This is a genomic window from Sphingomonas koreensis (assembly GCF_002797435.1).
In the GTDB taxonomy this organism is placed as follows: Bacteria; Pseudomonadota; Alphaproteobacteria; order Sphingomonadales; family Sphingomonadaceae; genus Sphingomonas; species Sphingomonas koreensis.
Window position 1 is genome coordinate 3,616,635 of the sequence record NZ_PGEN01000001.1, and the last position, 21,244, is coordinate 3,637,878.

At 66.9% G+C, this 21,244-nt stretch carries 21 protein-coding genes; 9 read left to right on the plus strand and 12 right to left on the minus strand.

Annotated features, from left to right (window positions below):
* Window positions 1-16 precede the first annotated feature (16 nt).
* The 7 genes from BDW16_RS17260 to BDW16_RS17290 all read left to right on the plus strand — a co-directional run bounded on the left by BDW16_RS17260 (window position 17) and on the right by BDW16_RS17290 (window position 6,933).
* Entirely contained in the window at window positions 17-2,713 is a 2,697-nt protein-coding gene (locus tag BDW16_RS17260; RefSeq protein ID WP_371836687.1) for a bifunctional [glutamine synthetase] adenylyltransferase/[glutamine synthetase]-adenylyl-L-tyrosine phosphorylase, read from the plus strand.
* Window positions 2,710-3,183: a peroxiredoxin gene (locus BDW16_RS17265; RefSeq protein WP_066576513.1), complete on the plus strand. Its 474-nt coding sequence runs from the start codon at window positions 2,710-2,712 to the stop codon at window positions 3,181-3,183. The genes BDW16_RS17260 and BDW16_RS17265 overlap by 4 nt, the downstream gene beginning before the upstream one ends.
* Window positions 3,183-3,977, plus strand: coding sequence for a ferritin-like domain-containing protein (locus BDW16_RS17270; protein ID WP_066576503.1), 795 nt, complete (start codon window positions 3,183-3,185; stop codon window positions 3,975-3,977). The genes BDW16_RS17265 and BDW16_RS17270 overlap by 1 nt, the downstream gene beginning before the upstream one ends.
* Before the next feature lie 114 nt (window positions 3,978-4,091).
* Window positions 4,092-5,285, plus strand: a complete 1,194-nt coding sequence (locus tag BDW16_RS17275) for a M23 family metallopeptidase (protein WP_066576501.1) — start codon at window positions 4,092-4,094, stop codon at window positions 5,283-5,285.
* A 98-nt stretch (window positions 5,286-5,383) separates the two neighbouring features.
* On the plus strand, window positions 5,384-5,725 hold the full coding sequence (gene erpA / locus BDW16_RS17280) for an iron-sulfur cluster insertion protein ErpA (protein ID WP_066576989.1): 342 nt from the start codon (window positions 5,384-5,386) through the stop codon (window positions 5,723-5,725).
* Between the two features lie 4 nt (window positions 5,726-5,729).
* On the plus strand, window positions 5,730-6,503 hold the full coding sequence (gene xth, locus BDW16_RS17285; RefSeq protein ID WP_066576498.1) for an exodeoxyribonuclease III: 774 nt from the start codon (window positions 5,730-5,732) through the stop codon (window positions 6,501-6,503).
* A 184-nt stretch (window positions 6,504-6,687) separates the two neighbouring features.
* On the plus strand, window positions 6,688-6,933 hold the full coding sequence (locus BDW16_RS17290) for a hypothetical protein (protein ID WP_066576495.1): 246 nt from the start codon (window positions 6,688-6,690) through the stop codon (window positions 6,931-6,933).
* A gap of 78 nt (window positions 6,934-7,011) precedes the next feature.
* Here BDW16_RS17290 and BDW16_RS17295 read toward each other — a convergent pair whose 3' ends face one another.
* Window positions 7,012-8,169 (minus strand): hypothetical protein, encoded by a 1,158-nt coding sequence (locus tag BDW16_RS17295; RefSeq protein WP_066576493.1) that lies wholly within the window; start codon window positions 8,167-8,169, stop codon window positions 7,012-7,014.
* Window positions 8,170-8,291: 122 nt separating this feature from the next.
* On the opposite strand from BDW16_RS17295, the gene BDW16_RS17300 reads away from it, so the two are divergent.
* Window positions 8,292-9,401: a fatty acid desaturase family protein gene (locus tag BDW16_RS17300; RefSeq protein ID WP_066576986.1), complete on the plus strand. Its 1,110-nt coding sequence runs from the start codon at window positions 8,292-8,294 to the stop codon at window positions 9,399-9,401.
* A 175-nt stretch (window positions 9,402-9,576) separates the two neighbouring features.
* Entirely contained in the window at window positions 9,577-10,116 is a 540-nt protein-coding gene (locus tag BDW16_RS17305; RefSeq protein WP_125958787.1) for a hypothetical protein, read from the plus strand.
* Between the two features lie 108 nt (window positions 10,117-10,224).
* Here BDW16_RS17305 and BDW16_RS17310 read toward each other — a convergent pair whose 3' ends face one another.
* From BDW16_RS17310 to obgE, 11 genes are all read right to left on the minus strand, one after another.
* Window positions 10,225-10,548, minus strand: coding sequence for a hypothetical protein (locus tag BDW16_RS17310; RefSeq protein ID WP_125958786.1), 324 nt, complete (start codon window positions 10,546-10,548; stop codon window positions 10,225-10,227).
* Between the two features lie 50 nt (window positions 10,549-10,598).
* Entirely contained in the window at window positions 10,599-11,699 is a 1,101-nt protein-coding gene (gene lptG, locus BDW16_RS17315; RefSeq protein WP_066576984.1) for an LPS export ABC transporter permease LptG, read from the minus strand.
* Entirely contained in the window at window positions 11,696-12,895 is a 1,200-nt protein-coding gene (gene lptF / locus BDW16_RS17320; RefSeq protein ID WP_174532047.1) for an LPS export ABC transporter permease LptF, read from the minus strand. Before lptF ends, lptG begins: the two co-directional genes overlap by 4 nt.
* Before the next feature lie 85 nt (window positions 12,896-12,980).
* Window positions 12,981-14,945, minus strand: a complete 1,965-nt coding sequence (locus BDW16_RS17325; RefSeq protein WP_066576487.1) for an ATP-binding protein — start codon at window positions 14,943-14,945, stop codon at window positions 12,981-12,983.
* 39 nt (window positions 14,946-14,984) lie between these two features.
* On the minus strand, window positions 14,985-16,238 hold the full coding sequence (gene spt / locus BDW16_RS17330; RefSeq protein WP_066576483.1) for a serine palmitoyltransferase: 1,254 nt from the start codon (window positions 16,236-16,238) through the stop codon (window positions 14,985-14,987).
* A 1-nt stretch (window position 16,239) separates the two neighbouring features.
* Entirely contained in the window at window positions 16,240-16,485 is a 246-nt protein-coding gene (locus BDW16_RS17335) for an acyl carrier protein (RefSeq protein ID WP_066576479.1), read from the minus strand.
* A gap of 228 nt (window positions 16,486-16,713) precedes the next feature.
* Window positions 16,714-17,211 (minus strand): GNAT family N-acetyltransferase, encoded by a 498-nt coding sequence (locus BDW16_RS17340; protein WP_066576477.1) that lies wholly within the window; start codon window positions 17,209-17,211, stop codon window positions 16,714-16,716.
* Window positions 17,208-18,113, minus strand: a complete 906-nt coding sequence (locus BDW16_RS17345; protein ID WP_066576474.1) for an NAD-dependent epimerase/dehydratase family protein — start codon at window positions 18,111-18,113, stop codon at window positions 17,208-17,210. The genes BDW16_RS17340 and BDW16_RS17345 overlap by 4 nt, the downstream gene beginning before the upstream one ends.
* A complete protein-coding gene (gene proB / locus BDW16_RS17350; protein ID WP_066576471.1) occupies window positions 18,110-19,213 on the minus strand; it encodes a glutamate 5-kinase in 1,104 nt (367 codons plus the stop codon). The genes BDW16_RS17345 and proB overlap by 4 nt, the downstream gene beginning before the upstream one ends.
* Before the next feature lie 41 nt (window positions 19,214-19,254).
* The gene (locus BDW16_RS17355; protein ID WP_066576469.1) at window positions 19,255-20,040 is read right to left on the minus strand and encodes a MipA/OmpV family protein; all 786 of its coding nucleotides are present in this window, start codon (window positions 20,038-20,040) and stop codon (window positions 19,255-19,257) included.
* Window positions 20,041-20,092: 52 nt separating this feature from the next.
* Complete coding sequence (obgE, locus tag BDW16_RS17360) at window positions 20,093-21,142, minus strand: GTPase ObgE (RefSeq protein WP_066576467.1); 1,050 nt, start codon at window positions 21,140-21,142, stop codon at window positions 20,093-20,095.
* Between the last annotated feature and the right edge of the window lie 102 nt (window positions 21,143-21,244).

The window sequence follows — 21,244 nt, forward strand, 5'->3', positions numbered from 1 at the left end:
GCCTGACCGGTTTGCGATGGACGGAATGAATGGCGATGCGGGCGCGTTGCGCGGCGCGATCGAGCGGGCGCGGCTCTGGTCGCCCTTTCTGGCGCACCTGATCGAGCGCGAGACGGATCTCCTCGCGCGGTTGCCGCTGGTGATGGCCGACCCGCTTGCGCAGGTGCGGATCGACGATCCGGGGATGCCGGTGGGCAAGCGGTTGCGGATCGAACGGCGGCGGCTGGCGCTGAGCGTGGCGCTGGGCGATCTCGCCGGGCTGCTGGATTTCCGCTCCGCGACGCAGGCGCTGTCGGATTTTGCGGACTATGCGCTGGACGCGGCGATCGCTGCCGCGGTGGCCGAACGCATGCCGGGCGCCGCGCCCGACGGCTTCGCGGCGATCGCGCTGGGCAAGCAGGGCAGCCGTGAACTCAATTATTCGTCGGACATCGACCCGATCCTGATCTTCGATCCCGAAACCTTCCCGCATCGCGAGCGCGAAGATGCCGGGGAGGCGGCAGTGCGCGTGGGACGGCGTGTCGTGGAATTGCTGCAGGCGCGTGACGCCGATGGCTATGTGCTGCGCATCGATCTGCGGCTGCGCCCCTCGCCAGAGGTGACGCCGATCGTCCTGCCCGCCGAGGCGGCGATCAGCTATTATGAATCGCAGGCACTGCCCTGGGAGCGCGCGGCTTTCATCCGATCGCGCGCCGCGGCCGGCGACATTGCGCTCGGTCGTCAGTTCCTCGAGACGATCCGGCCCTTCGTCTGGCGCCGTGCGCTCGACTACGGCACGATTCGCGAAATCCGCGGCATCTCGCGCCGTATTCGCGATCATCACGCGCAGGGCCAGGCCTTCGGGCCCGGCTACGACCTAAAGCGCGGGCGCGGCGGGATTCGCGAGATCGAGTTCTTCGCCCAGATCCACCAGCTGATCCATGGCGGGCGCGATCCCGCGCTGCGTGCCCCCGCGACGCTCGACGCGCTGGCTGCGCTTGCAGAGGCAGGGCGGATCGACGCGGCTGATGCAGCGAAGCTCGCCGAGGCCTATGTCCTGCTGCGCACGATCGAGCATCGCGTGCAGATGATCGACGACCGCCAGACCCACCAGCTGCCCGAGGGCGAAGGGCTCGACCGCGTCGCGCGGCTGCATGGGCTGGCCGACGGCGCGGCGCTGCTCGACCTGATCCGCCCGCATGTCGAATTTGTCGGACGCGTCTACGATTCGCTCGACGACACGCCGGACGGCGAGCCGCGGGTGGCGGTGAACGACACCGGCATCGAGCAGGCGTGCGCCGCGGCGGGGTTCGCGGATACGGAAGCGGCGGCACGGCTGGTGGCGGGGTGGCGCGATGCGCGCTATCCGGCGCTGCGCAGTGCCCCCGCGCGCGCGGCGCTGGAGACTGTGTTGCCGCGGCTGATCGCCGCGATCGGATCGGCGCCCGATCCCGATCAGGCGCTGGCGCGGCTGGATACGATCCTGTCGCGGCTGCCGAGCGCGCTCAACCTGTTCAACCTGCTCGAGGCAAGCCCGCGGCTGACCGAACTGCTCAGCACGATCCTGAGCCATGCGCCAACGCTGGCCGAGGCGCTGGCGCGGCGGGTGGAGCTGATCGACGGGCTGATCGACGCGACCGCGCTCGCGCCCGTGGGCGATGTCGCCGCGCTTGCCGCCGAACTGGGTGCGGGCGAGGCTGGGGACGATTATCAGCGCCTGCTCGATCGCGTGCGGCGGCTGGTGGGCGAGAAGCGCTTTGCGCTGGGATCGCAGATCGTCGCCGGGGCAAGCGATCCGCTCGACGTTTCGGCAGGCTATGCGCGCGTGGCGGAGGCCGCGCTCCAGGTGCTGACGCAGGCGGCGATCGATGAGTTCGCGGTGCGCCACGGCCGCGTGCCGGAGAGCGAGCTGGTGGTGCTGGCGCTCGGCCGGTTCGGAGGCGGGGCGCTCACCCATGCCTCGGACCTCGACCTCATCTTCCTGTTCACCGGCGACCATCTGGCCGAATCCGATGGCGAGAAGCCGCTCGGCGCGGTGACCTACTACAATCGGCTGGCGCAGCGGGCGATCGCCGCGCTCTCGGTCGCGACGGCGGCGGGCGCGCTCTACGAAGTGGATACGCGGCTGCGGCCTTCGGGCGGACAGGGGCCGCTGGTCGTCTCGCTCGACGGCTTCGCCAAATATCAGCGCGAGGACGCCTGGACCTGGGAGCATATGGCGCTGACCCGTGCGCGGCCGGTGTTCGGATCGGCGGCGGCGCGCGCGCAGGTACAGGCGGTGATCGACGCGGTGCTGCATGGCGACCGGCCGGAACGCGACGTCGTGGCCGAGGCGCGCAAGATGCGGGCCGACATGGCGGCGCACAAGCCGCCGGCGGGGCCGCTCGACGCCAAGCTGTTGCCGGGAGGGCTGGTCGATCTGGAGTTTGCGGTCCATACGCAGCAACTGGTGCAGCGCGCCGGCTTCGATCCCGAGCTGCGACGGGCGATCGGGCTGCTTGCCGATGCGGAGCTGCTGCCTGCGGAACTGATCCCGGCGCTCGCATTTCTAACTCGCCTGCTGGTGACGCTTCGGCTGGTCGCACCCGATGCGCAGCCGCCCGCGCTGGCAACCCGTCCGGTGGTCGCCCATGCCGTCGGCGCGCGGGATTGGGAGGCAGTGCTTGCCGCGCTCGACCGGCACCGGCAGGAGGTGGCCCGGGCCTGGGCGGCCGTATCGGAGGAACACGAATGACGATCGAAATCGGAGACCGGATTCCGGCGGTGGAACTGCTCGACAGCGACGACAAGCCGTTCATGCTCGATCGCTATGCGGGTGCGCCGCTGCTGCTCTATTTCTACCCCAAGGACGACACTGCGGGCTGCACGCGCGAGGCGCAGGAATTCAGCGCGGAGAAGGCCGCGTTCGACGCATTGGGGGTGCAGTTGCTCGGCGTGTCGCGCGACACCGCGGCGAAGCACCGCAAATTCGCCGCCAAGTACGACCTCACCGTCCCCTTGGCGACCGATCCCGACGGCACGGTGCTGGAGGCGTTCGGCAGCTGGGTCGAAAAGTCGCTCTATGGCCGCAAGTACATGGGGATCGACCGCTCGACCTTTTTGTTCGACGCTGGCGGCCAGCTCGTTCAGGCGTGGCGCAAGGTGCGCGTTCCCGGTCATGTCGAGTCGGTGCTCGCGGCGGCGAAGGATATGGCAGCGCGCTGATGCAGACGGTGGCGCAGGCAGTCCGCACGGTCTTGCTGACGGCTGAGCCGAAGGCGAAGGTTGCGGCCGCGCGCAAGGCGGCGCGCGACTGGCGGCTGGGGCGTCTGGCACATGATTTCGATGTCGCGATGCCCGATCGCCCCGCCTGGCCGCCCGAGCCTGAACTGCTGCCGCCCAACCGCATGCCCAAGCGCGGCCGCGGCGGATCGGAGCGTGGGCGGATCGCGCTGATCCACGCGCTCGCGCATATCGAGTTCGTCGCGATCGACCTGGCGTTCGACATGGACGGGCGGTTCGGCGCGCAGTTTCCGCGCGGTTTCGTTGACGACTGGATGCAGGTGGGGGCGGACGAGGCGATGCACTTCGCGCTGCTCGACCGGCGGCTGCGGCAGCTGGGCAGCCGCTATGGGGCGATGCCCGCGCATGGCGGCTTGTGGGAAGCGGCCGAAGCGACCGCGCAGGATGCCGCGGGCAGGCTGGCGGTGGTGCCGATGGTTCTCGAGGCGCGCGGGCTCGACGTGACACCGGTGACTATCGAGCGCTTCGAGGTTGCAGGAGACGAAGCTACCGCGCGGATTCTGCGGCGGATTCTGAGCGACGAGGTGCGCCATGTCGCGGCCGGAACGCGCTGGTTCGAATCCTGCTGCGCAGACCGTCGAATCGCACCTCATGCGGAGTGGCGATCGCTGCTCGAACGCTATTTCGGGGGCTCGGTTAAGCCGCCGTTCAACGACTCGGCGCGTGCGACAGCCGGTTTAACGCGCGATTACTACGCAGCGCTTGCCCCGGACTGAACGGCCCGTTCTAACGGCATCCGTCAGGTGCGGAGGGGCTGCTCCCGACAGGTTGTTGGTTTTAACGAAGGCGTGTGCCGCTGTTTGGCGCGTGTCTGTGGTTGCCGGGGACTCATGGTCAGCACTACACTCAACGCGAACGTCGTAACGCGGTTCCGCAAGTTCTTCACCACTCGTGATTTCATCTTTCATGACGGCCGCGACCTGAAGCGTTTCAGCGTTGCCGGGCGCACCCAGGCGATTCTGGCGGGCGTCGCAGCGGTCACCGTCACCTTCTCGGCCTATGGCGTTTCGCAGGCGGCGTTCGGCGCCGTGGTGGCGAGCGGCATCGCGGGCGAGGCTTCGACCCCCGAAGCCAAGCTCGCCAAGATGCGTGCCGAAGTCGCGCAGATGGAGGCCGATGTCGCCGCGGTGAAGCAGGCAGCGCAGCTCCACGCCGCGCGTGTCGAGCAGCGCCAGAAGATCATCGCCGGCGTGCTGACCGGCAAGGGGTCGCCCGAGGATGTCGGCGCGCCCGTTCCCGCAGCGCAGGTTTCCGAGAGCAACGCGATGGCCCGCGAAGTGCTGGCCCCGCTCCGCGAGGTCGAGGCGCGTCAGGCCAAGCTCGCCGAGCAGGCGCGCAAGACCGCGCAGGTCCGCCTCCATTTGACCGCGCGCCACCTGCGCAGCCTGGGCATCAAGCCCGAGCGCTATGTTGCCGGCGGCATGGGCGGTCCGTACGAGCCGGTTTCCGCCGAGGCCGCAGCTGCCGCCGCTGGCGCCGCCACTGCCGAGGGCAGTGCCGACGCGCAGTTCCGCTCGCTCTTCCAGACCTGGCAGAAGCTCGACGTGCTCGAGCAGACGGTGATCGCGATCCCGTCGATGCAGCCGGTCGAGAATGTCCGTCTGACCAGCAGCTTCGGCGTTCGTTCCGATCCGTTCCATGGCAGCGCCGCGATGCACGCCGGCATCGACATTCCCGGCCCGATCGGCACCCCGATCTATGCCACCGCCGATGGCGTGATCGGCCGCGCGGGGCGCTTCGGCGGCTATGGCAACCTGATCACCGTCAATCACGGCAAGGGCATCGAGACGCGCTACGGCCACCTCTCGAAGATTCTCGTCGCCCCCAACACCCGCGTGCGTCGCGGCCAGCTGATCGGCCTGATGGGCTCGACCGGCCGCTCGACCGGCAGCCACCTTCACTATGAAGTGCGGATCGACGGCGCCGCGGTGAATCCGATGCCGTTCATGCAGAACGCCAACGTCCTCGACCAGATTCAGCAACGCGCCGCGCGCGTCCAGTTGACCGCCGCAACCGGCAACTGAGCTTCACGAGATAACAGGAGAGGGGAGAGGGGCCGTCCGGCATGTCCGGGCGGCCCCTTCCTGTTGCGGGGCGGGTCATGCTCCCCTATCTCGGTCATATGGTCACCACGCTTTCTCCAGACATCGGTCTGACGCCGTCGGCCGCGGCCCGCATCGCTGCGATCGCCGCCAAGCAGGGCAAACCCGCCATCCTGCGCTTGTCGGTCGAAGGCGGCGGCTGTTCGGGCTTCCAGTACAAGTTCGAATTGGCAGGCGGGACGAACGCGGACGATGCGGTCGCTGAAACCGACGGTGTGCAACTGGTGGTCGATCCGGTAAGCCTCGATCTGGTGCGCGGCGCGAGCGTCGATTTCGTCGAATCGCTGGGCGGCGCGGCGTTCCGCGTGACCAACCCCAATGCCGCGTCCGGTTGTGGCTGCGGCACCAGCTTCTCGGTCTGATGCCTTGAAGATCGTCACCTACAATGTGAACGGCATCAAGGCACGCCTGCCGCGGTTGATCGAGTATCTCACCGAGCAGCAGCCCGACGTGGTGTGCTTGCAGGAACTGAAGTCGGCGGACGAGGGCTTTCCCGAGAATGAAATCCGCGAAGCGGGCTACGGTGCGGTTTGGCATGGCCAGAAGGGTTTCAACGGCGTCGCGATCCTGGCCAAAGGCGCGGATCCGGTCGAGCGCCGCCGCGGGCTGGATGGCGAGGACGAGGACGAGCATAGCCGCTATATCGAGGCCGAGGTTAACGGCGTCGTTGTCGCATCGATCTATCTGCCCAATGGCAATCCGGTGCCCGGGCCTAAATTCGACTATAAGCTGCGCTGGATCGAGCGCCTCTCCAGACATGCGCTGGATCTGCTGGCCGAGGAAAAGCCGGTCGTGCTGGCGGGCGACTACAACGTCATCCCCAATGACGACGATGTCTTCTCGGTCCGCGCGATGGCCGACGATGCGCTGATGCAGCCGGAGCCGCGCGACGGGTATCGCGCGCTGGTCGCGCAGGGCTGGACCGATGCGCTGCGCACCTGTTTTCCCGGGGGCGGCATCTGGACCTTCTGGGACTATCAGGCGGGGGCCTGGCAGCGCGACGCGGGCTTCCGCATCGATCATCTTCTGCTCAGCCCACTTGCTGCAGACCGCCTGACGGGCGCCGCGGTCGACAAGGATTATCGCGGCCGCGAAAAGGCTAGCGACCATGCGCCGACCTGGGTCAGCCTGCGCGGGTAAATCGCCGCTATTTAGTAATTTTCACCAGCTTTCGGTGAAACATTTCCAGATCGTAACATCTGTAGGTATGTAAGTGATTGATTTTGCTCGATTCCAGTGTTTGGCACGCATAGTGCACTAACACAGGGGCGGGCAGGATGCAGCCAACCTTCGACCCGCACAGGTGCAGAAGAGGAGCTGTATCATGCGTACGATGTTCAAGGGTTTCACCGCTGCCGTCTTCGTCGTCGGCCTTGCCGCCACCGCCCATGCCGAGACCAAGCCCGGCACGCCGGCCCCCGCGGCAACCGAGGCCGCTGATGCCAAGCCGGTGAAAGACAAGCGCTATTGCGTGCGGGGCACGCTGACCGGCTCGCGTCTGGTCCGTCAGGAGTGCCACACGCGTGCCGAGTGGCTTGCCCAGGGTTTTGATCCCCTCGACAAGAAGTGATTATCACGACGTGACGAGGGCGCGGCCCGGGGTTCCCCTATGCCCCGGGCCGCAACCCCCTTGGCCACGAATGCTGTTTCAGAGTGGCTTCGCGTAGATCTGATAGACGCGATTGACCTTGCTCTCGATCGTGTCGGCGATGGCGACCATTCCCTGATTGTCGTCGAGCACCCAGCCGATCTCGCCGCGAACCGCGCCGTAGTTGGCGGTCGCCGAGCGGCGGATATACTCGATCATCATGAAGGCGAGCTGGCTCGCCATCCGCGATCCCTGCAATTTCTTGACCACGCCCATCAGCGGCACGCGCATCCCGCGCACCTTGGGCTTGCGCAGCCACCACAGCAACTTCGCCCAGCCGAACGGGAACAGATTGCCGTTGAGTGGCGCGACCGCTTCGTTCAGGTCGGGCAGGGTGATCATGAACGCGACCGGTTCGCCGTCCAGCTCGGCGATGCGGATCAGGTCTTCGAACACCAGTGGTTTCAGCTTCTTGCCCACATCGTCGATTTCGGGCTGGGTCAGCGGCACATAGCCCCAATTGTCCGACCAGGCATCGTTGAGAATGGTCAGGATCGTGGCGGCTTCCTGATCGAAGCGTGATTTGTCGACCATGCGGATGCGAATACGGTCGCTCTTCTCGCCCATCGCGACGATGCGTTGCACCAGCGGGGGGAATTCCTTGGTGATGTCGAGCTCATAGGTCAGCAGCTGCTTGACCGGCTGATAGCCTGCGGCCTCGATCCAGCCCTGATAGGCAGGCCGGTGATGCCCCATCATCACCATCGGCGGATGATCATGCCCCTGGATCAGCAGGCCCGGCTCCTCCCAGATCGAAAGCGAAACGGGGCCGAGCGCACGGGTCATCCCCTTCTTGCGCAGCCAATCCTCGGCCGTGGTGATCAGGGTCTGCGCGGTGGCGGCATCCTCTGCCTCGAACAGGCCCCAGAAGCCGGTGCCGGGACCGAAGCCCTGTTCGGCGGGCATTTCAAGTGCGAGTTTGTCGATATGGGCGGAGATGCGGCCCACGATCCGCCCTTCGCGCTCCGCGAGGAACAACTGTGCCAGGGCATGGCTGAACCAGCCATTCTTCTTGGGGTTGATCGTGCCCGCGACCTCGCTGCGCAGCGGTGGCACCCAATTGGGATCGCCGCGGTTGAGGCGAAAGGCGAGTTCGATGAAGTCGCGGGTATCCGTCTTGGTCTTTACCGGACGGATGGAGGGGGCGGGGTTGGCCAAGCGCGGCGCCTTTCGTTGATGTCGGCGAAGCGGTCACGCATTGCGCCCGCCAAGTCAATCGTCACGCGCGCCTTCACGCCCGGGCCGATGAAATGCCACGCAATGGCCACTATCTGATGCCAATGGCCGACCCCATGAATACGCTTACCCTCGATGCGTCCGGTGCGGATGCGCCTGCCAAGGGCGCGAAGATTCGCCTGTCCGGCGTCGCTGACGACCGTACGATGTTGCGTGCGGTTGCGGATCTGACCCGGGACCTGCAGACGCCCAACCCGCTGATCTACTGGGGCGATTTCCTCGGCTCGGCAGCGGTCGGCTATGCCGCGCTGGCCGGCGCGATCCTGCTGCCCTCGACCGGCTGGGCGATCGCCAGCGGCGTGCTGGCGGTGATCGCGCTCTACCGCGCCAGCCTGTTCATCCATGAGATCACGCATCTCAAGCATTCGCTGCTGCCGGGCTTCCGGGTCGGCTGGAACCTGCTGCTCGGCATCCCGATGATGCTGCCCTCGTTCATGTATGAGGGCATCCACACCATCCACCACAGCCGCACCAAGTACGGCACCGTCGAGGATCCCGAGTATCTCCCGCTCGCGCTGATGAAGCCGTGGACGCTGCCGGTGTTCCTGCTGGTGTCGGTGCTGATGCCGATCGGCCTGCTGCTGCGCTTCGGTGTGCTGGGCCCGCTGTCGCTGCTGTCGCCCAGACTGCGGAAGCTGGTCGTCGGTCGCTATTCGGGCCTGCAGATCAATCCGGCCTATGAGCGCCGTGCGCCCGAGGGCGAGTTCGCCAAGCAGTGGCGCTGGCAGGAGATTGGTGCGAGCCTTTGGGCGATTGCGCTGATCGCGCTGGTCGCCACCGGGGTGATCCCGCTGAAGGCGTTCGCGATCTTCCTTGCGGTGATCTCGGCGACTGCGGTCCTCAACCAGGTCCGCACACTGGTTGCGCATCTGTGGGAGAATGACGGCGAACCGCTGACGGTTACCGCGCAGTTCCTTGACAGCGTCAACGTTCCGGGCGGCTTCCTGCCCTATATCTGGGCGCCGGTCGGCTTGCGCTTCCATGCGTTGCATCATCTGCTGCCGAGCATTCCCTATCATGCGCTGGCCGAGGCGCATCGCCGCATCTCAGCCGAGCTGGGGACGGAGTCGATCTATGAAGGTGCCAACTATCCCACGTTGCGCGGGCTGATGGGCCGGCTGGCGACGAGCACGATGAAGCAGCGCGCGAGCTGATCCTGCGCGGCAACTGCGCATGCCGCGATCTTGTCGGGCTGAAATTTGCGGCGCATGATAGTTTGACGACAATCATGGGGGCCTGGGGATGCTCACTCTAGCTGCACTATTCGTTGCGACCAGCATTTCAGGGGCAGGGCAGGGCGCTGCGCCTGCGCCGGTGTTGCAGCCAGGCGTGGATTCGACGGCCGACCGCACGGCGACGCGCACATTTTCCAGGTGCCTCGCCCAAGCGCGTCCGCGCTGGGCGCGGGAGGTGCTTGCACAGCCCTATCTCAGCAAAGGGCAGACGGATCTGCTGGAGACGATCAACTCAGGTCACGACAACTGTTCCGGAAGCAAGGCGACTAAGATCGTCCTGCGTCATTCCAGCATTGTCGCGGGGCTCGCCGAAGCGCTCATCAACGAGGATCTGGCCCGAGTCGGCCTCAAGCGGGTCTCGGTCGAGCTTAACCGGCTTCCGTCGCGCAACGCATCCGAAGATTTCGCGCTGTGCGTCGTGGCGCGGCGTTCGCAGGCCGCCAAGGATCTGGTGACCAGCACCCCAGGCAGCGACGCGGAGCGGATAGCTGGGCAACAGCTGGCGCTTGGGGTCAAGCCCTGCACCAACCCGGGCGAAACGGGTGTGGTCGACCTGCAGTCCTTGCGCGCACTGGCGGCGGCGGCAATCTATCGCGGTGTCCGGCGGGCTGCCGATCCTTCCGCGGCGTCCTGAGGCGGCCGGACTTCACCTGCGCGACGCACGCTGACGCGGCCGTGTCTCAACACCGCGCCAGCTTGTGCATCGATCTTGCGGCGGCGGGCGCCCCGGCCGGCGCCTCGATCAGAAACTGTTGCGGGCGTTCTCGCCGCGGGCGCCATTGCCCGGGCCGGTGCGGATATCGCGCTTCACTTGATCGGCGTCGGAGTCCCACTCCGCCTGGGTGCGGCAAACGCGCTTTGGCAGGCGGGTCCCGGTGGATGTGATGCGGCGGCAAACCTTCTTGGCCTCGGCCGCCGCTTCAGCCTTTGCTTCGGTGGTGCCCTGCATGGGATCTTCGGCGGTCACGGGAAGAGGAGGCGTCGTGAGCCCCAGTGCAACCGCGATCAGACTTGAAATCATCATTCTCTCCGTTCGGTCCAAGGCCGTCGTGTGTGTGATCGACATCAGACACTGACGGGGAAATAGCGGCGGCGCAATCACCTTCGGATGCTGCCCTATTCCTCGGTCTTGAGCAGCACCGCTTCGCCGATCATCGCGAACAGCAGGAACGGCGCCCAGGCGGCGAGGAAGGGCGGATAGGCGCCGAGATTGCCCATCGCCAGGGCGAAATTGTCGGCGACGAAGTAGAGGAAGCCGAGACCCATCCCCATCACCGCGCGCACGAACAACTTGCCCGAGCGTGCGATGCCGAACGCCGCGACCGCGCCGAGTAGCGGCATCAGTACCGCGGAGAGCGGGCCGGACAGCTTGTGCCACAGCGATCCCTCAAGCGCCTTGGTCGGGCGGCCCGCTGCCTTCAGATCGTCGATCGCTTCCTTGAGTGCGCCGAACGACATCGAATCGGCATCGACATTGGAAAGGGTGAACTGATCGGGCCTTACGCCTTCGCCGACGATGGTGCTGCCGAGCGGGGTCAGCCGGCCGGTCGCCACGTCGAAGCGCTCGGCATCGTCGACGCGCCAGCCCATGCCTTCGCGCTTGCCGGTCTTGGCACGCACCAGCGACTTGAGCACTGCGCCGTCGCGCTCGTAGACGGTAACCCCGGCTAGCTGCGCGGTTTCGCCCCGGCCCTTGATCTGCTGGGCGTGGATGAGGTGGCTGCCGTCGCGAACCCAGACGTTGCTGCGGTCTCCCCGGTCGATCGGGAGCACGCCGTAATCGACCTTCTTCCATTGGGCGAGCGTGGCGCTGGCGCGGGTGACGACGCGGTCGTTGAAGGTGAAGGAGATGGCTGCGACGCCCAGCCCCGCGATCATCAGCGGCGCGAGCACCTGATGCGCGGAAAGCCCGGAGGCCTTCATCGCGATCACTTCGCTGTTCTGGTTGAGGGTCGAGAGCGTGATGATCGTGCCGAGCAGCACCGAGAAGGGCAGGAAGGTCGCGATGATCTGCGGCGTGCGCAGGCCGACATAGCGCCAGATCTGCGCGTCGCCATTTCCGGCATGGGCGAGGATACGGCTCGATTCGCTCAACAGGTCGAGCGTCTGCAGGATCAGCACCAGTCCGAACAGGAAGGCGAAGGTGCTGATCAGGAACGACCGCGCCATGTAGAGCGAGACGGTCCGCGACGGGAAGAAGCCGCTGATCGGGTTCATGCCTGCGCCGCTTTCCGCCGCCGTCCGGGCAGCCGCTTGGCGATCGCCTTCCACGTCTTGGCGAAGAATTTCTCGAGCGCGCCGATCGGTTGTCCGCCGGGCACATAGGCGATCGTATAGTACATCCAGAACACCAGCCCGGCGAAAACCAGGAACGGCGCCCACAATGCGATGATGGGATCGATCACGCCGCGGGCGCCGATGCCCTGCGCGTATTCGTTGATCTTGTGATAGGTCACGATCATCACGATCGACAGGAACACGCCGAGCGCCGACGTCGATCGTTTGGGCGGGACGCCGAGCGCGAGCGCGAGGAAGGGCAGCAGCAACATCGTCGCCACTTCCACCACGCGGAAGTGGAAGGCGGAGCGGCTCACCGCACGTTCGGTCTCCGTCGATTTCGGATCGCTGCCGATCTGGGCGAGCTGGGGCAGGGTCAGCTCGAGCTTGTTCTCGCCGCGCTGGCGGAACTGCTCGAACTTGGGCAGATCGATCGGCAGATCGTGCGCATCAAAGGTGAGGACGCGGGGCACCTTGAACCGCGGGGACTGGTGGATCAGCGTGCCTTTGGTCAGGCGGAAGATGATGACGTCCGGGTCGTCGGTGCGCAGGAACTGGCCCTTCTCCGCAGTGGCGGAGACAACGTCGCCGTTCGGCGCGCGGGCGCTGACGAAGATGCCGGACAGGTCGGTGCCTTCCTTGCGGCTGTCCTCGATCCGCAGGGTCATGCGATCGCCCAGATTGGTGAACTCACCGACCTTGATCGACGCACCGAGCGCCCCGGTGCGCAGCTCGAACCGCAGCCCTTCGTAATTGTAGCGCGCGAGCGGCTGGATAAAGCCGACGATGGCGAGGTTCAGCGCCGCGAGTGCGATCGCGAACATGAACGGCACGCGCAGCATCCGGCCGTAGCTCATCCCCACCGCGCGCAGCACGTCGAGCTCGGAGCTGGTGGCGAGGCGGCGGAAAGCGAGCAGGATGCCGAGCATCAGCCCGATCGGAATGCCCAGTCCCAGATATTCGGGCAGCAGATTGGCAAGCATCCGCCACACGACGCTGACCGGTCCACCTTCGGTCGCGACGAAGTCGAACAGCTTCAGCATCCGGTCGAGCACGAGGAGCATCGCGGAGATCAGAAGCGTCGAGATCAGCGGAACCGCGATCAGGCGCGCCATATACCGGTCGAGTGCGGTCATGCGGGGAGGGTCTGCGGCCTGATCTTCGCGTTGGTGCCGGCGAACCGGCTGTAGTCCAACGCTATATCGTACGGCACGGTTAAATCTAGCCCACGGCCGTTACGGTCTGTGCCGCGCGGCCATTGGCAACGGCGTCGGCGATCGCGGCTTCGAGACCCGAAAGGGTGAAAGGCTTGCGCAATACCGGGCGGCCCCCGAAACGTTCATGGTCAGCGGCATCGCCCGCATAGCCGGTGACGTAGAGCACGGCGACCCCATCAAGCTGCGGATCGAGTGCGGCAATCATCTCCGGTCCGGTCTGCCCCGGCATGATGACGTCGCTGACGATCAGGTCGAGTGCATGGAGGCCGGCGACGATTCGCGGTGCGGCGAGCGGGTCGTCGCATGCGACAGGCCGGTGACCCAGTTCCTCCAGCGCAGCGAGCGTGGCCGCGAGCACGCGCGGATCATCCTCGACCAGCAGGATGTCGAGTGCCCGATGCGGTTCGGAGCTGGGCCCGACCCGGTGAGCCGCATCGGGCGCGGCCGGTTCCGCAGCACCGTGGCAGGGGAGGAAGAGCGTGACCGTCGTACCTTCGCCGGGGGCCGAATCGATCCGGATCTCGCCGCCCGACTGACGGACGAAGCCGAAGATCTGGCTGAGGCCGAGTCCCGTTCCCTTGCCGACAGGCTTGGTGGTGAAGAAGGGTTCGAAGACGCGTTCCACGACCTCGGGCGACATGCCTGCGCCGGTGTCGGAGACGGCGATGGTGACGTAGTTGCCCGGCCCGCACTCTGTCGCCGCTTCGCCGTCCAGCGTCGTGTGACCCGTAGAGATGGTCAGGGTACCGCGGCTGTCCATCGCATCGCGCGCATTGACGGCGAGGTTGAGCAACGCGTTCTCGAGCTGATGCCGGTCGGCCCAGACGTGCCAGCCCGTGGCCTGCGCACAGGTCTTGACGACGACGCCTTCGCCCAGCGTGCGTTCGAGCAGGTTGGTCATGCCGGCGATCAGTTCGACGGGATCGATCGCTTGCGGCGTGAGCGGTTCGGCACGCGCGAAGGCGAGCAGGCGGCGGGTCAGCGCCGCGGCGCGGCTCGCGCCTTCGCTGGCATTGTCGATGTGCCGCGCGGACTGGCTGGCGCCTTCGGGCAGATGGCGCTTGGCGAGCTCAAGCCCGCCCAGGACGATTGCGAGCATATTGTTGAAATCGTGCGCGATGCCGCCGGTGAGCTGGCCGACGGCTTCCATCTTCTGCGCCTGGCGCAACTGCGCCTCGGCCGCGGCACGCTCGCGAGCCTCTTCCTGGAGACCCGCCGTCGCGGTAGCGACGGCGGCTTCGAGTTCGATCGTGCGCTCGCGTTGTGCTTGCGCTTCGGCGGCGACGGCGGCCCGCTCGCGGATCGCCCGGATGTTGAGCCAGCCCAGGATCATCGCGCCGATCACGATCAGCATGCCGAACAGGATCAGGTTGCGGGTTTCCTCCTGCGCTTCGGCTGAGGTCAGGCGGGCACGGCGCGAGCGTTCGTTGAGCAGCTGGCGCTCAGCGGCGACGATCCGGGCAAGCAAAGTGCGGATGCGGGGCAGCACGGGCGAGCGGCGTGCCTCGTCGAAAAAGGCATAGGCTGCCTGGTTGCGGTTGAAGCGCGTGTTGAGCGCGATCTGCGACAATTCCTTGCCGCGCATGGCCACGGCACTTCGCAGCTCGGCGATCAGATCCTTCTCGGGATCGTGGTCGCGGGTGCGGCGGGCGAGGAGGGTGAGCTGTCCTTCGGCCCGCTGCCATTCGGCGACATAGTCGCGGCCGACGCTCTCCTCGCCGCTGACGACGTAGCGCGCGAGAGTCGCCTCCGCGCTGGCGATGGTGCCCGCCAGGCTCTGGGCGAGGATCATCACCTCATAGCTTTGCGACTGGCGGGCCAGCGCCGCGTCGCGTTCCGCGTCCGCATTGCGCTGGTTGGTGATGAGCGCGGCAAGCACCCCGATGCCAAGGATGGCGATCAGGATCATCAGCATGGCACGCCAGTCGAGCCGGGCGATACGCTGCGCCAGTCCGCTAGTTTCGCTCATGGCCGCGATGCTAAGGCTGCAATGCCGCGGTGGCCAGCCCTAGCCGATGACGCCCACGGCCTGGCCCGCGGCCCTGAACATCGCCAGGATACGCTGGACCTGCTCGGGCGTGTGTTCGGCACAGAGCGAGCAGCGCAGCAGGAAGGTGCCGGCCGGGGTCGCGGGGGGGCGCGCCATGTTGACGTAAAGGCCGTTGTCGAGCAGCGCCTGCCACATCGTCACCGCCTGTTCCTGATCGGTCAGGATCACCGCGATGATCGCGCTGTCGCAGGTCTCCGTACCGAGCTTGAAGCCCATTTCCTTGAGGCCGCTGTGCACCGCGCGGGCATTCTCCCACAGATGCTGGCGCTTGTTGTGGGCGTGCTGGAGCTTGCGGATCGAGGTCGCGGCGGTGGCGACCACGCTCGGCGGTAGCGAGGCGGTGAAGATATATTGGCGGCAGGCGAGGCGGATTGCCTCGAACTTCGGGTGGTTCGACACGCAGAAGCCGCCGACCGTGCCGACCGATTTGGAGAAGGTGCCGACGATGAAGTCGACATCGCCCTCGCACCCCTGCGCCTCATAGACGCCGCGGCCATTGGGGCCGAAGAAGCCCATCGAATGCGCCTCGTCCGAAAGCACCATCGCGCCGTGCTTCTTGGCGACCGCGACCATTTCCTTGAGCGGCGCGATGTCGCCGAGCATCGAATAGACGCCCTCGAGCACCACCAGCTTGCCGGCTTCCGCCGGCAGGCGGCCGAGGCGCTTGTCGAGATCCTCGACGCTGTTGTGGCGGAAACGGACGATCTCGGCATAGCCCTGCTTGCAGCCGTCATAGATGCTGGCGTGGCTGTCGGCGTCGAGGATGATGTAGTCGCCCTTGCCGGCGAGGGTCGAGATCATCCCGAGATTGGCCATGTAGCCGGTCGAGAAGACGATCGCGCCGGTGGTGCCGTAGAAGTCGCGCAGTGCCTGCTCGACCTCCATATGATCGCGGAAGGTGCCGTTGAGCATGCGGCTGCCGTTGGTGCCGGAGCCGAACTGGTCGAGCGCGTCCTTGCCGGCCTGAATCACGTCCGGGTCGAAGGTCATGCCCATGTAATTATAGGTGCCGAGCAGTATGGTGTCCTTGCCCTTGATCACCGCTTCGGTCGGCGATTTCACCTGATCCATCACGATCGCGAACGGATCGGTGACGCCGCTGTCGAGCAGGGCCTGACGCTCGGCGATCAGGCCATCGAACTTGCTCATCAGATCGGGCTTCGCACCGGCCGGGATGGTCGGTGCGTCCGGGGTCGCGATCGAATCGGTCATCTCAGGCAGCCTTGAGCTTCTGGACGGCATCGACGAGCTGGCCGACGGTCTCGATCTCGGCCTGCATGTTCATCGTGATGATGATGTCGAACTCGTCCTCGATCGCCGCCACGAAATCCATGACGGTCAGGCTGTCCCACTCCAGGTCGCCGGCGAAGGTGGTGGAATCGGCAAGCTCGATGCCCTTCTTGTTGAAGGGTTCGATCAGGCCGGAGACGGTTTCGAAAATCTGGGTGCGGTCGCTCATGCGTGGTCCTTAATTTGCTCTGGGCCAAGTGCCAAGCGATTGCGGCGGAAACGGGGTGAAGCCGGGGCGGAGCTGGCCTACCCAAAATGAGCGAAGTTCAGACCCTCCCCAGGGCAAGTTCATGCGGTTGAGGGGTTCCGCGCGCGGGCGCCAGGCGATGGACGGTATCAGGGAGCGGCCCGAAGCCAGGCCGATCGGAGCAGGCGAAGTCCAACATTGCAAGTCCGGTCAGAGCCGGCGGTGCATGATCAGCAGATCGGCGAAGCGGCCGTCGCGATGCCGGAAGCCTTCTGGGACGGTGCCGATCACCGCGAAGCCGAGCGAGGTCCACAGGGCGACGGCGGAATGATTGTCGGAGACCACCGCATTGAATTGCATCGCGCGGAAGCCAGCCGCCGCGGCCCAGGCGACGATGTGCTCGCCGAGCTGCCGCCCGACGCCGCGGCCGCGCGCTTCGGGGGCGACCATGAAGCTGGCATTGGCGATATGGCTGCCCGGTCCGTGCTGATTGCGGCTGAGCTTGGCGGTGCCGAGGATCGTGCCGTCCATATCCTCCGCGACGACGGTGCCGCCGGGCGCGGCTCCGATCCAGAGTGCGCGATAGGCTGCGTCGCTCAGCCCCGAATCATAGGTGTAGCTGGTGCCGCTCTCGACCACATGATCGATGATCGCGCGCACGGCGGGCCAGTCGCGATCCTCGAACGGGCGGATGCGCGGATCGGTCACAACAGGCCTTCGGCGCGGTACCAGGCCGCGGTTTGAGCCAGGCCTTCCCGAGTGGCGATCTGCGGCGCCCATAGCGCGGCCGGCGGACGGCGGCCGGGATCTGCGGTCCAGTCGGGATGGCTGAGATAGGCCGCACGGTCGGGGGTCAGCTTGGCGTTCGCCTCGCGGAAGAAACGGTCGGCGCGCGCGGCGAGGTGAAGCAGGCCGCGGGGCACCGAAAGGGGGATCGGGCGCTTGCCCACCGCTTCGCCGACAAGATGCGCGAACCCGGCATGAGTGTAGCCGCCGTCCACGCCATCGTCGCACTCATAGACCTCCCGGCCCGGGTCGGTGAGGGCAAGGGTGACGAGCAGGCGCGCAAGGTCCGAGACATGGATCAGCGAGATGCGGCCCGCGGGCGGCAGGAGCACGAATCCGGATTTCGCCATGCGGAAGATATCGCGCATCTCCATATCCCCCGGGCCATAGACGCCAGGCGGGCGGATCATGGTCCAGTCGAGGCCGGACTCGCGGACTTCCAGTTCGGCCAGCGCCTTCGAACGGCCATAGTTCGAGAGCTGCGGCTCCCGCGCGGACATCGACGAGACATGGACGAAGCGGAGGACGCCCATCGACGTCGCGGCGGCGGTCATGCGGCGGGTGCCGTCGACATTGCCATGGATGAAGCCTTCGGGCGTCGCCGCATTGACCACCCCGGCGATGTGGATCACCGCATCGGCGCCGCTGGCGAGGCGGGCGAGTGCCGCTTCATGCTCCAGATCGCCCGCGATCCAGCTCACGCCCTCGCGCGCCGGCCGATCGCGCCGGGTGAGCGCGCGGACATGGATGCCGCGGGCCAGCGCATGCTCGACCGTCGCCTTGCCGACAAAGCCGGTGGCGCCGGTGAGTGCCAGCGTCGTCACAGCAGCGCCATATGGTTGCGGTGGACCAGCGTCGAGCGCGGGGCGTAGCCCAGAATCTCGCCCTGATCGTCGCTGCGGGTGCCGAGGATCGCCTGGGCGTCGGGCGCGTCATATTCGGAGAGGCCGCGCGCGATCGGGCCGTTGGGGCCCTCGATCGTCACCAGATCGCCGCGGAAGAACATGCCGCGGATCGCGGTGGCGCCGATCGCGAGCAGGCTGCGCCCCTCGGTCAGCGCCTGCGCCGCGCCCGCATCGACGATGATGCTGCCCTTGGCGGTGAGGCGGCCTGCGAGCCACGCCTTGCGTGCGCGCGTCCGTTTTTCGGGAAGGAAGACGGTGTGGCGGGCGTCGGCCGAGAGCGGGCGGTCGACCCGGCCATTGGCGATGGCCAGCGATACGCCGGCCGACGCGGCGATGCGCGCGGCCTCGATCTTGGAGACCATGCCGCCCGAGCCCATGCCCGAGGCGGAGCCGCGATCGGCCATCCCCTCGACCCGCCCGTCGATCCGCTCGACCACCGGGATATGCACCGCGCCGGGAAGGGCGGGGTTGCGATCGTACAGTCCGTCAATGTCGCTGAGCAGCACCACGCCGCTGGCGTCCGCCGCCTGAGCCACCCGCGCGGCGAGCCGGTCATTGTCGCCGAAGCGAATCTCGGCGGTGGCGACGCTGTCATTCTCGTTGATCACCGGCACCACGCCGAGCGAAAGCAACCGGCCGAGCGTCGCGGCGGCGTTGAGGTAACGGCGGCGATCCTCGAGATCGTCGAGCGTCACCAGCATCTGTGCGGCGGTGAGCCCGTTGGCCGCCAGCACCTCGGCCCAGACCTGCGACAGCGCGATCTGGCCGGTCGCGGCGGCGGCCTGAGCGTCCTCGAGGCTGGCGCGGCCGCCCTTGGCGAGTTTCAGCCGGCGCGCGCCGAGTGCGATGGCGCCCGAGGAGACGACGGCGATCTGCTGGCCCGCCCGGACCCGCGCGGCGATGTCCGCGGCGATCCCCTCCAGCCAGTCGCGCCGGATCGCCCCCTCCGGATCGACGAGCAGTGCCGAACCGATCTTGACGACGAGACGCGGGCAGGAGGCGGGCGGGAACAGGTGCATCGGACCGCGCTTAGCGCGCGGCGATAGGCACGCCAATGATGTTATCTAGCCGGTCCGAAAGTGTAGCTGAGCGCGATGCCGCCCGAGAACTGGTTGCGCGAGCCGAGCGTACGCGACACCGGTGAATCCGCCGCGTCGCCGGCGAGCCGGTCATAGCGGGCATAGGTGGCGACGCCCCACCGGCGCGAAAGCTGGCGCATATAGCCCGCGGTCAGGCCGACTGCCTGAACACCGCCCTTGGGATCATAGGCCGCCAGCCCCGAGGCAGCGGAGTCGGCCGGCGTGATGCCGAAATAGGCGCGATGGTATTTGCGATCCGAGAGCGTCACGCGCGGGCCGATCGAGAACAGCCAGTCGTCGCCCCTGCGTGCGACATAGTCGGCGCTGACGCTGCCGGTCCAGCCGCGATGGCCGGTAAGACCCTTGCGCCCCTCGACTCGGACGCGAAGCGCGTCGCCGATCCAGGCCTGGACGAAAGCGCCGGCTTCGAACGAGAAGCCGACCTTGTGGATCGGGGCGCCGACCGCCTCGGCATCGCGCTTGCCTTCGAACCCGATCGCCGGGCCGATCGCCAGGCCCGATGTTCGCAGGACAGGGAAACCGGCACCTTCATCCGGTGCCTCGAACTCGAATTCCTTGCCCATGCGGGCGCGCGCGACATCGATGAACGGACGCAGCGACACTTCGTCCGAACCGGGATGGCTGGGAACGAGTTGCGGGCCGAGCGTGACGCGTGTTCGAAACGGCTCGCGCGGGGCCTCGTCCTGCGCCAGTGCCGGAGGCGCGAAAGCGATGACGAGAGCAGGGGCAGCGTATCGTAGGAACATCGGGCAACTCCCTGAGTTTTCGTGGTAAACCCTCAGGCCCCTATTAGTTCCGTCAGATCGGCGACCACTCGATCTCTTCCTCGCCCTCGTCGTCGTCGGTGACGCGGGCGTGGTCGGGGCCGATGGCTTCGAGCAGCTTGTCGAGCGCCCAGTCGACACCGACGCCGCTGGCGCCGCTGATCGGGATCACCTCGGCGCCGCTCGCCTCCTCGAGTTCGGCGGAGAGGGCGGCGATCAGCTCGTCGTCGAGCATGTCGATCTTGTTGAGCGCGATGATGATCTTCTTGTCGAGCAGGCCGGCGCCATAGGCGTCAAGCTCGTCGCGGACGATGCGATAGCTGGTGGCGACGTCCGCGTCATTGGCGTCGACCAGGTGAAGCAGCACCTTGCACCGCTCGATATGGCCGAGGAAGCGGTCGCCGATGCCGGCACCTTCGGCCGCGCCCTCGATCAGCCCGGGGATGTCGGCGATGACGAACTCGTTCTGCTTGTGGCGAACGACGCCGAGCTGGGGGCGGGTAGTGGTGAAGGCATAGGCGCCGACCTTGGCCTGCGCGTTGGTGACGGCGTTGATGAAGGTCGACTTGCCGGCATTGGGCAGGCCGACGAGACCCGCGTCCGCGAGCAGCTTGAGGCGGAGCCAGACATACATTTCCTCGCCCGGCCAGCCGGTGCCATGCTGGCGCGGGGTGCGGTTGGTGCTGGTCTTGTAGCTGGCATTGCCGCGACCGCCGTCGCCGCCCTTGAGGAAGACGATGCGCTGACCCGCCTTGGTGAGGTCGGCGAGCAGCGTGCGCTCCTCGTCGTCCGCCAGGATCTGGGTGCCGACCGGGAGCTTGATCACCAGATCGTCGCCGCCCGCGCCGGTCTTGTTGCTGCCCGACCCGCCATGGCCGCGCTGCGCCCGGAAATGCTGGGTGTAGCGGAAGTCGATCAGCGTGTTGAGGCCGGGTACGGCTTCGAAGATGATGTCGCCGCCCTTGCCGCCGTCGCCGCCGTCGGGACCGCCATATTCGATATATTTCTCACGCCGGAAGCCGACGGCGCCGCCGCCGCCCCAGCCGGATTTGATGTAGATCTTGGCCTGGTCGAGAAAATGCATGGCGTACTCAAATTGGTTTCGGCGCCAGCCTGCTCGCTCATCCGGCCACCCATGGGATATTGGCGCTGGGGTGGCCGAGTGGGGGAGCGGGCTGCTGCCGTC

Excerpts from the sequence above, each read along its gene's own strand:
- BDW16_RS17260 (WP_371836687.1), top strand. The coding sequence starts at position 17 with ATGGACGGAATGAATGGCGATGCGGGCGCGTTGCGCGGCGCGATCGAG.
- BDW16_RS17265 (WP_066576513.1), top strand. The coding sequence starts at position 2,710 with ATGACGATCGAAATCGGAGACCGGATTCCGGCGGTGGAACTGCTCGAC.
- BDW16_RS17270 (WP_066576503.1), top strand. The coding sequence starts at position 3,183 with ATGCAGACGGTGGCGCAGGCAGTCCGCACGGTCTTGCTGACGGCTGAG.
- BDW16_RS17275 (WP_066576501.1), top strand. The coding sequence starts at position 4,092 with ATGGTCAGCACTACACTCAACGCGAACGTCGTAACGCGGTTCCGCAAG.
- erpA (WP_066576989.1), top strand. The coding sequence starts at position 5,384 with ATGGTCACCACGCTTTCTCCAGACATCGGTCTGACGCCGTCGGCCGCG.
- BDW16_RS17290 (WP_066576495.1), top strand. The coding sequence starts at position 6,688 with ATGCGTACGATGTTCAAGGGTTTCACCGCTGCCGTCTTCGTCGTCGGC.
- BDW16_RS17300 (WP_066576986.1), top strand. The coding sequence starts at position 8,292 with ATGGCCGACCCCATGAATACGCTTACCCTCGATGCGTCCGGTGCGGAT.
- BDW16_RS17310 (WP_125958786.1), bottom strand. The coding sequence starts at position 10,548 with ATGTCGATCACACACACGACGGCCTTGGACCGAACGGAGAGAATGATG.
- lptG (WP_066576984.1), bottom strand. The coding sequence starts at position 11,699 with ATGAACCCGATCAGCGGCTTCTTCCCGTCGCGGACCGTCTCGCTCTAC.
- lptF (WP_174532047.1), bottom strand. The coding sequence starts at position 12,895 with ATGACCGCACTCGACCGGTATATGGCGCGCCTGATCGCGGTTCCGCTG.
- BDW16_RS17325 (WP_066576487.1), bottom strand. The coding sequence starts at position 14,945 with ATGAGCGAAACTAGCGGACTGGCGCAGCGTATCGCCCGGCTCGACTGG.
- spt (WP_066576483.1), bottom strand. The coding sequence starts at position 16,238 with ATGACCGATTCGATCGCGACCCCGGACGCACCGACCATCCCGGCCGGT.
- BDW16_RS17335 (WP_066576479.1), bottom strand. The coding sequence starts at position 16,485 with ATGAGCGACCGCACCCAGATTTTCGAAACCGTCTCCGGCCTGATCGAA.
- proB (WP_066576471.1), bottom strand. The coding sequence starts at position 19,213 with ATGCACCTGTTCCCGCCCGCCTCCTGCCCGCGTCTCGTCGTCAAGATC.
- BDW16_RS17355 (WP_066576469.1), bottom strand. The coding sequence starts at position 20,040 with ATGTTCCTACGATACGCTGCCCCTGCTCTCGTCATCGCTTTCGCGCCT.
- obgE (WP_066576467.1), bottom strand. The coding sequence starts at position 21,142 with ATGCATTTTCTCGACCAGGCCAAGATCTACATCAAATCCGGCTGGGGC.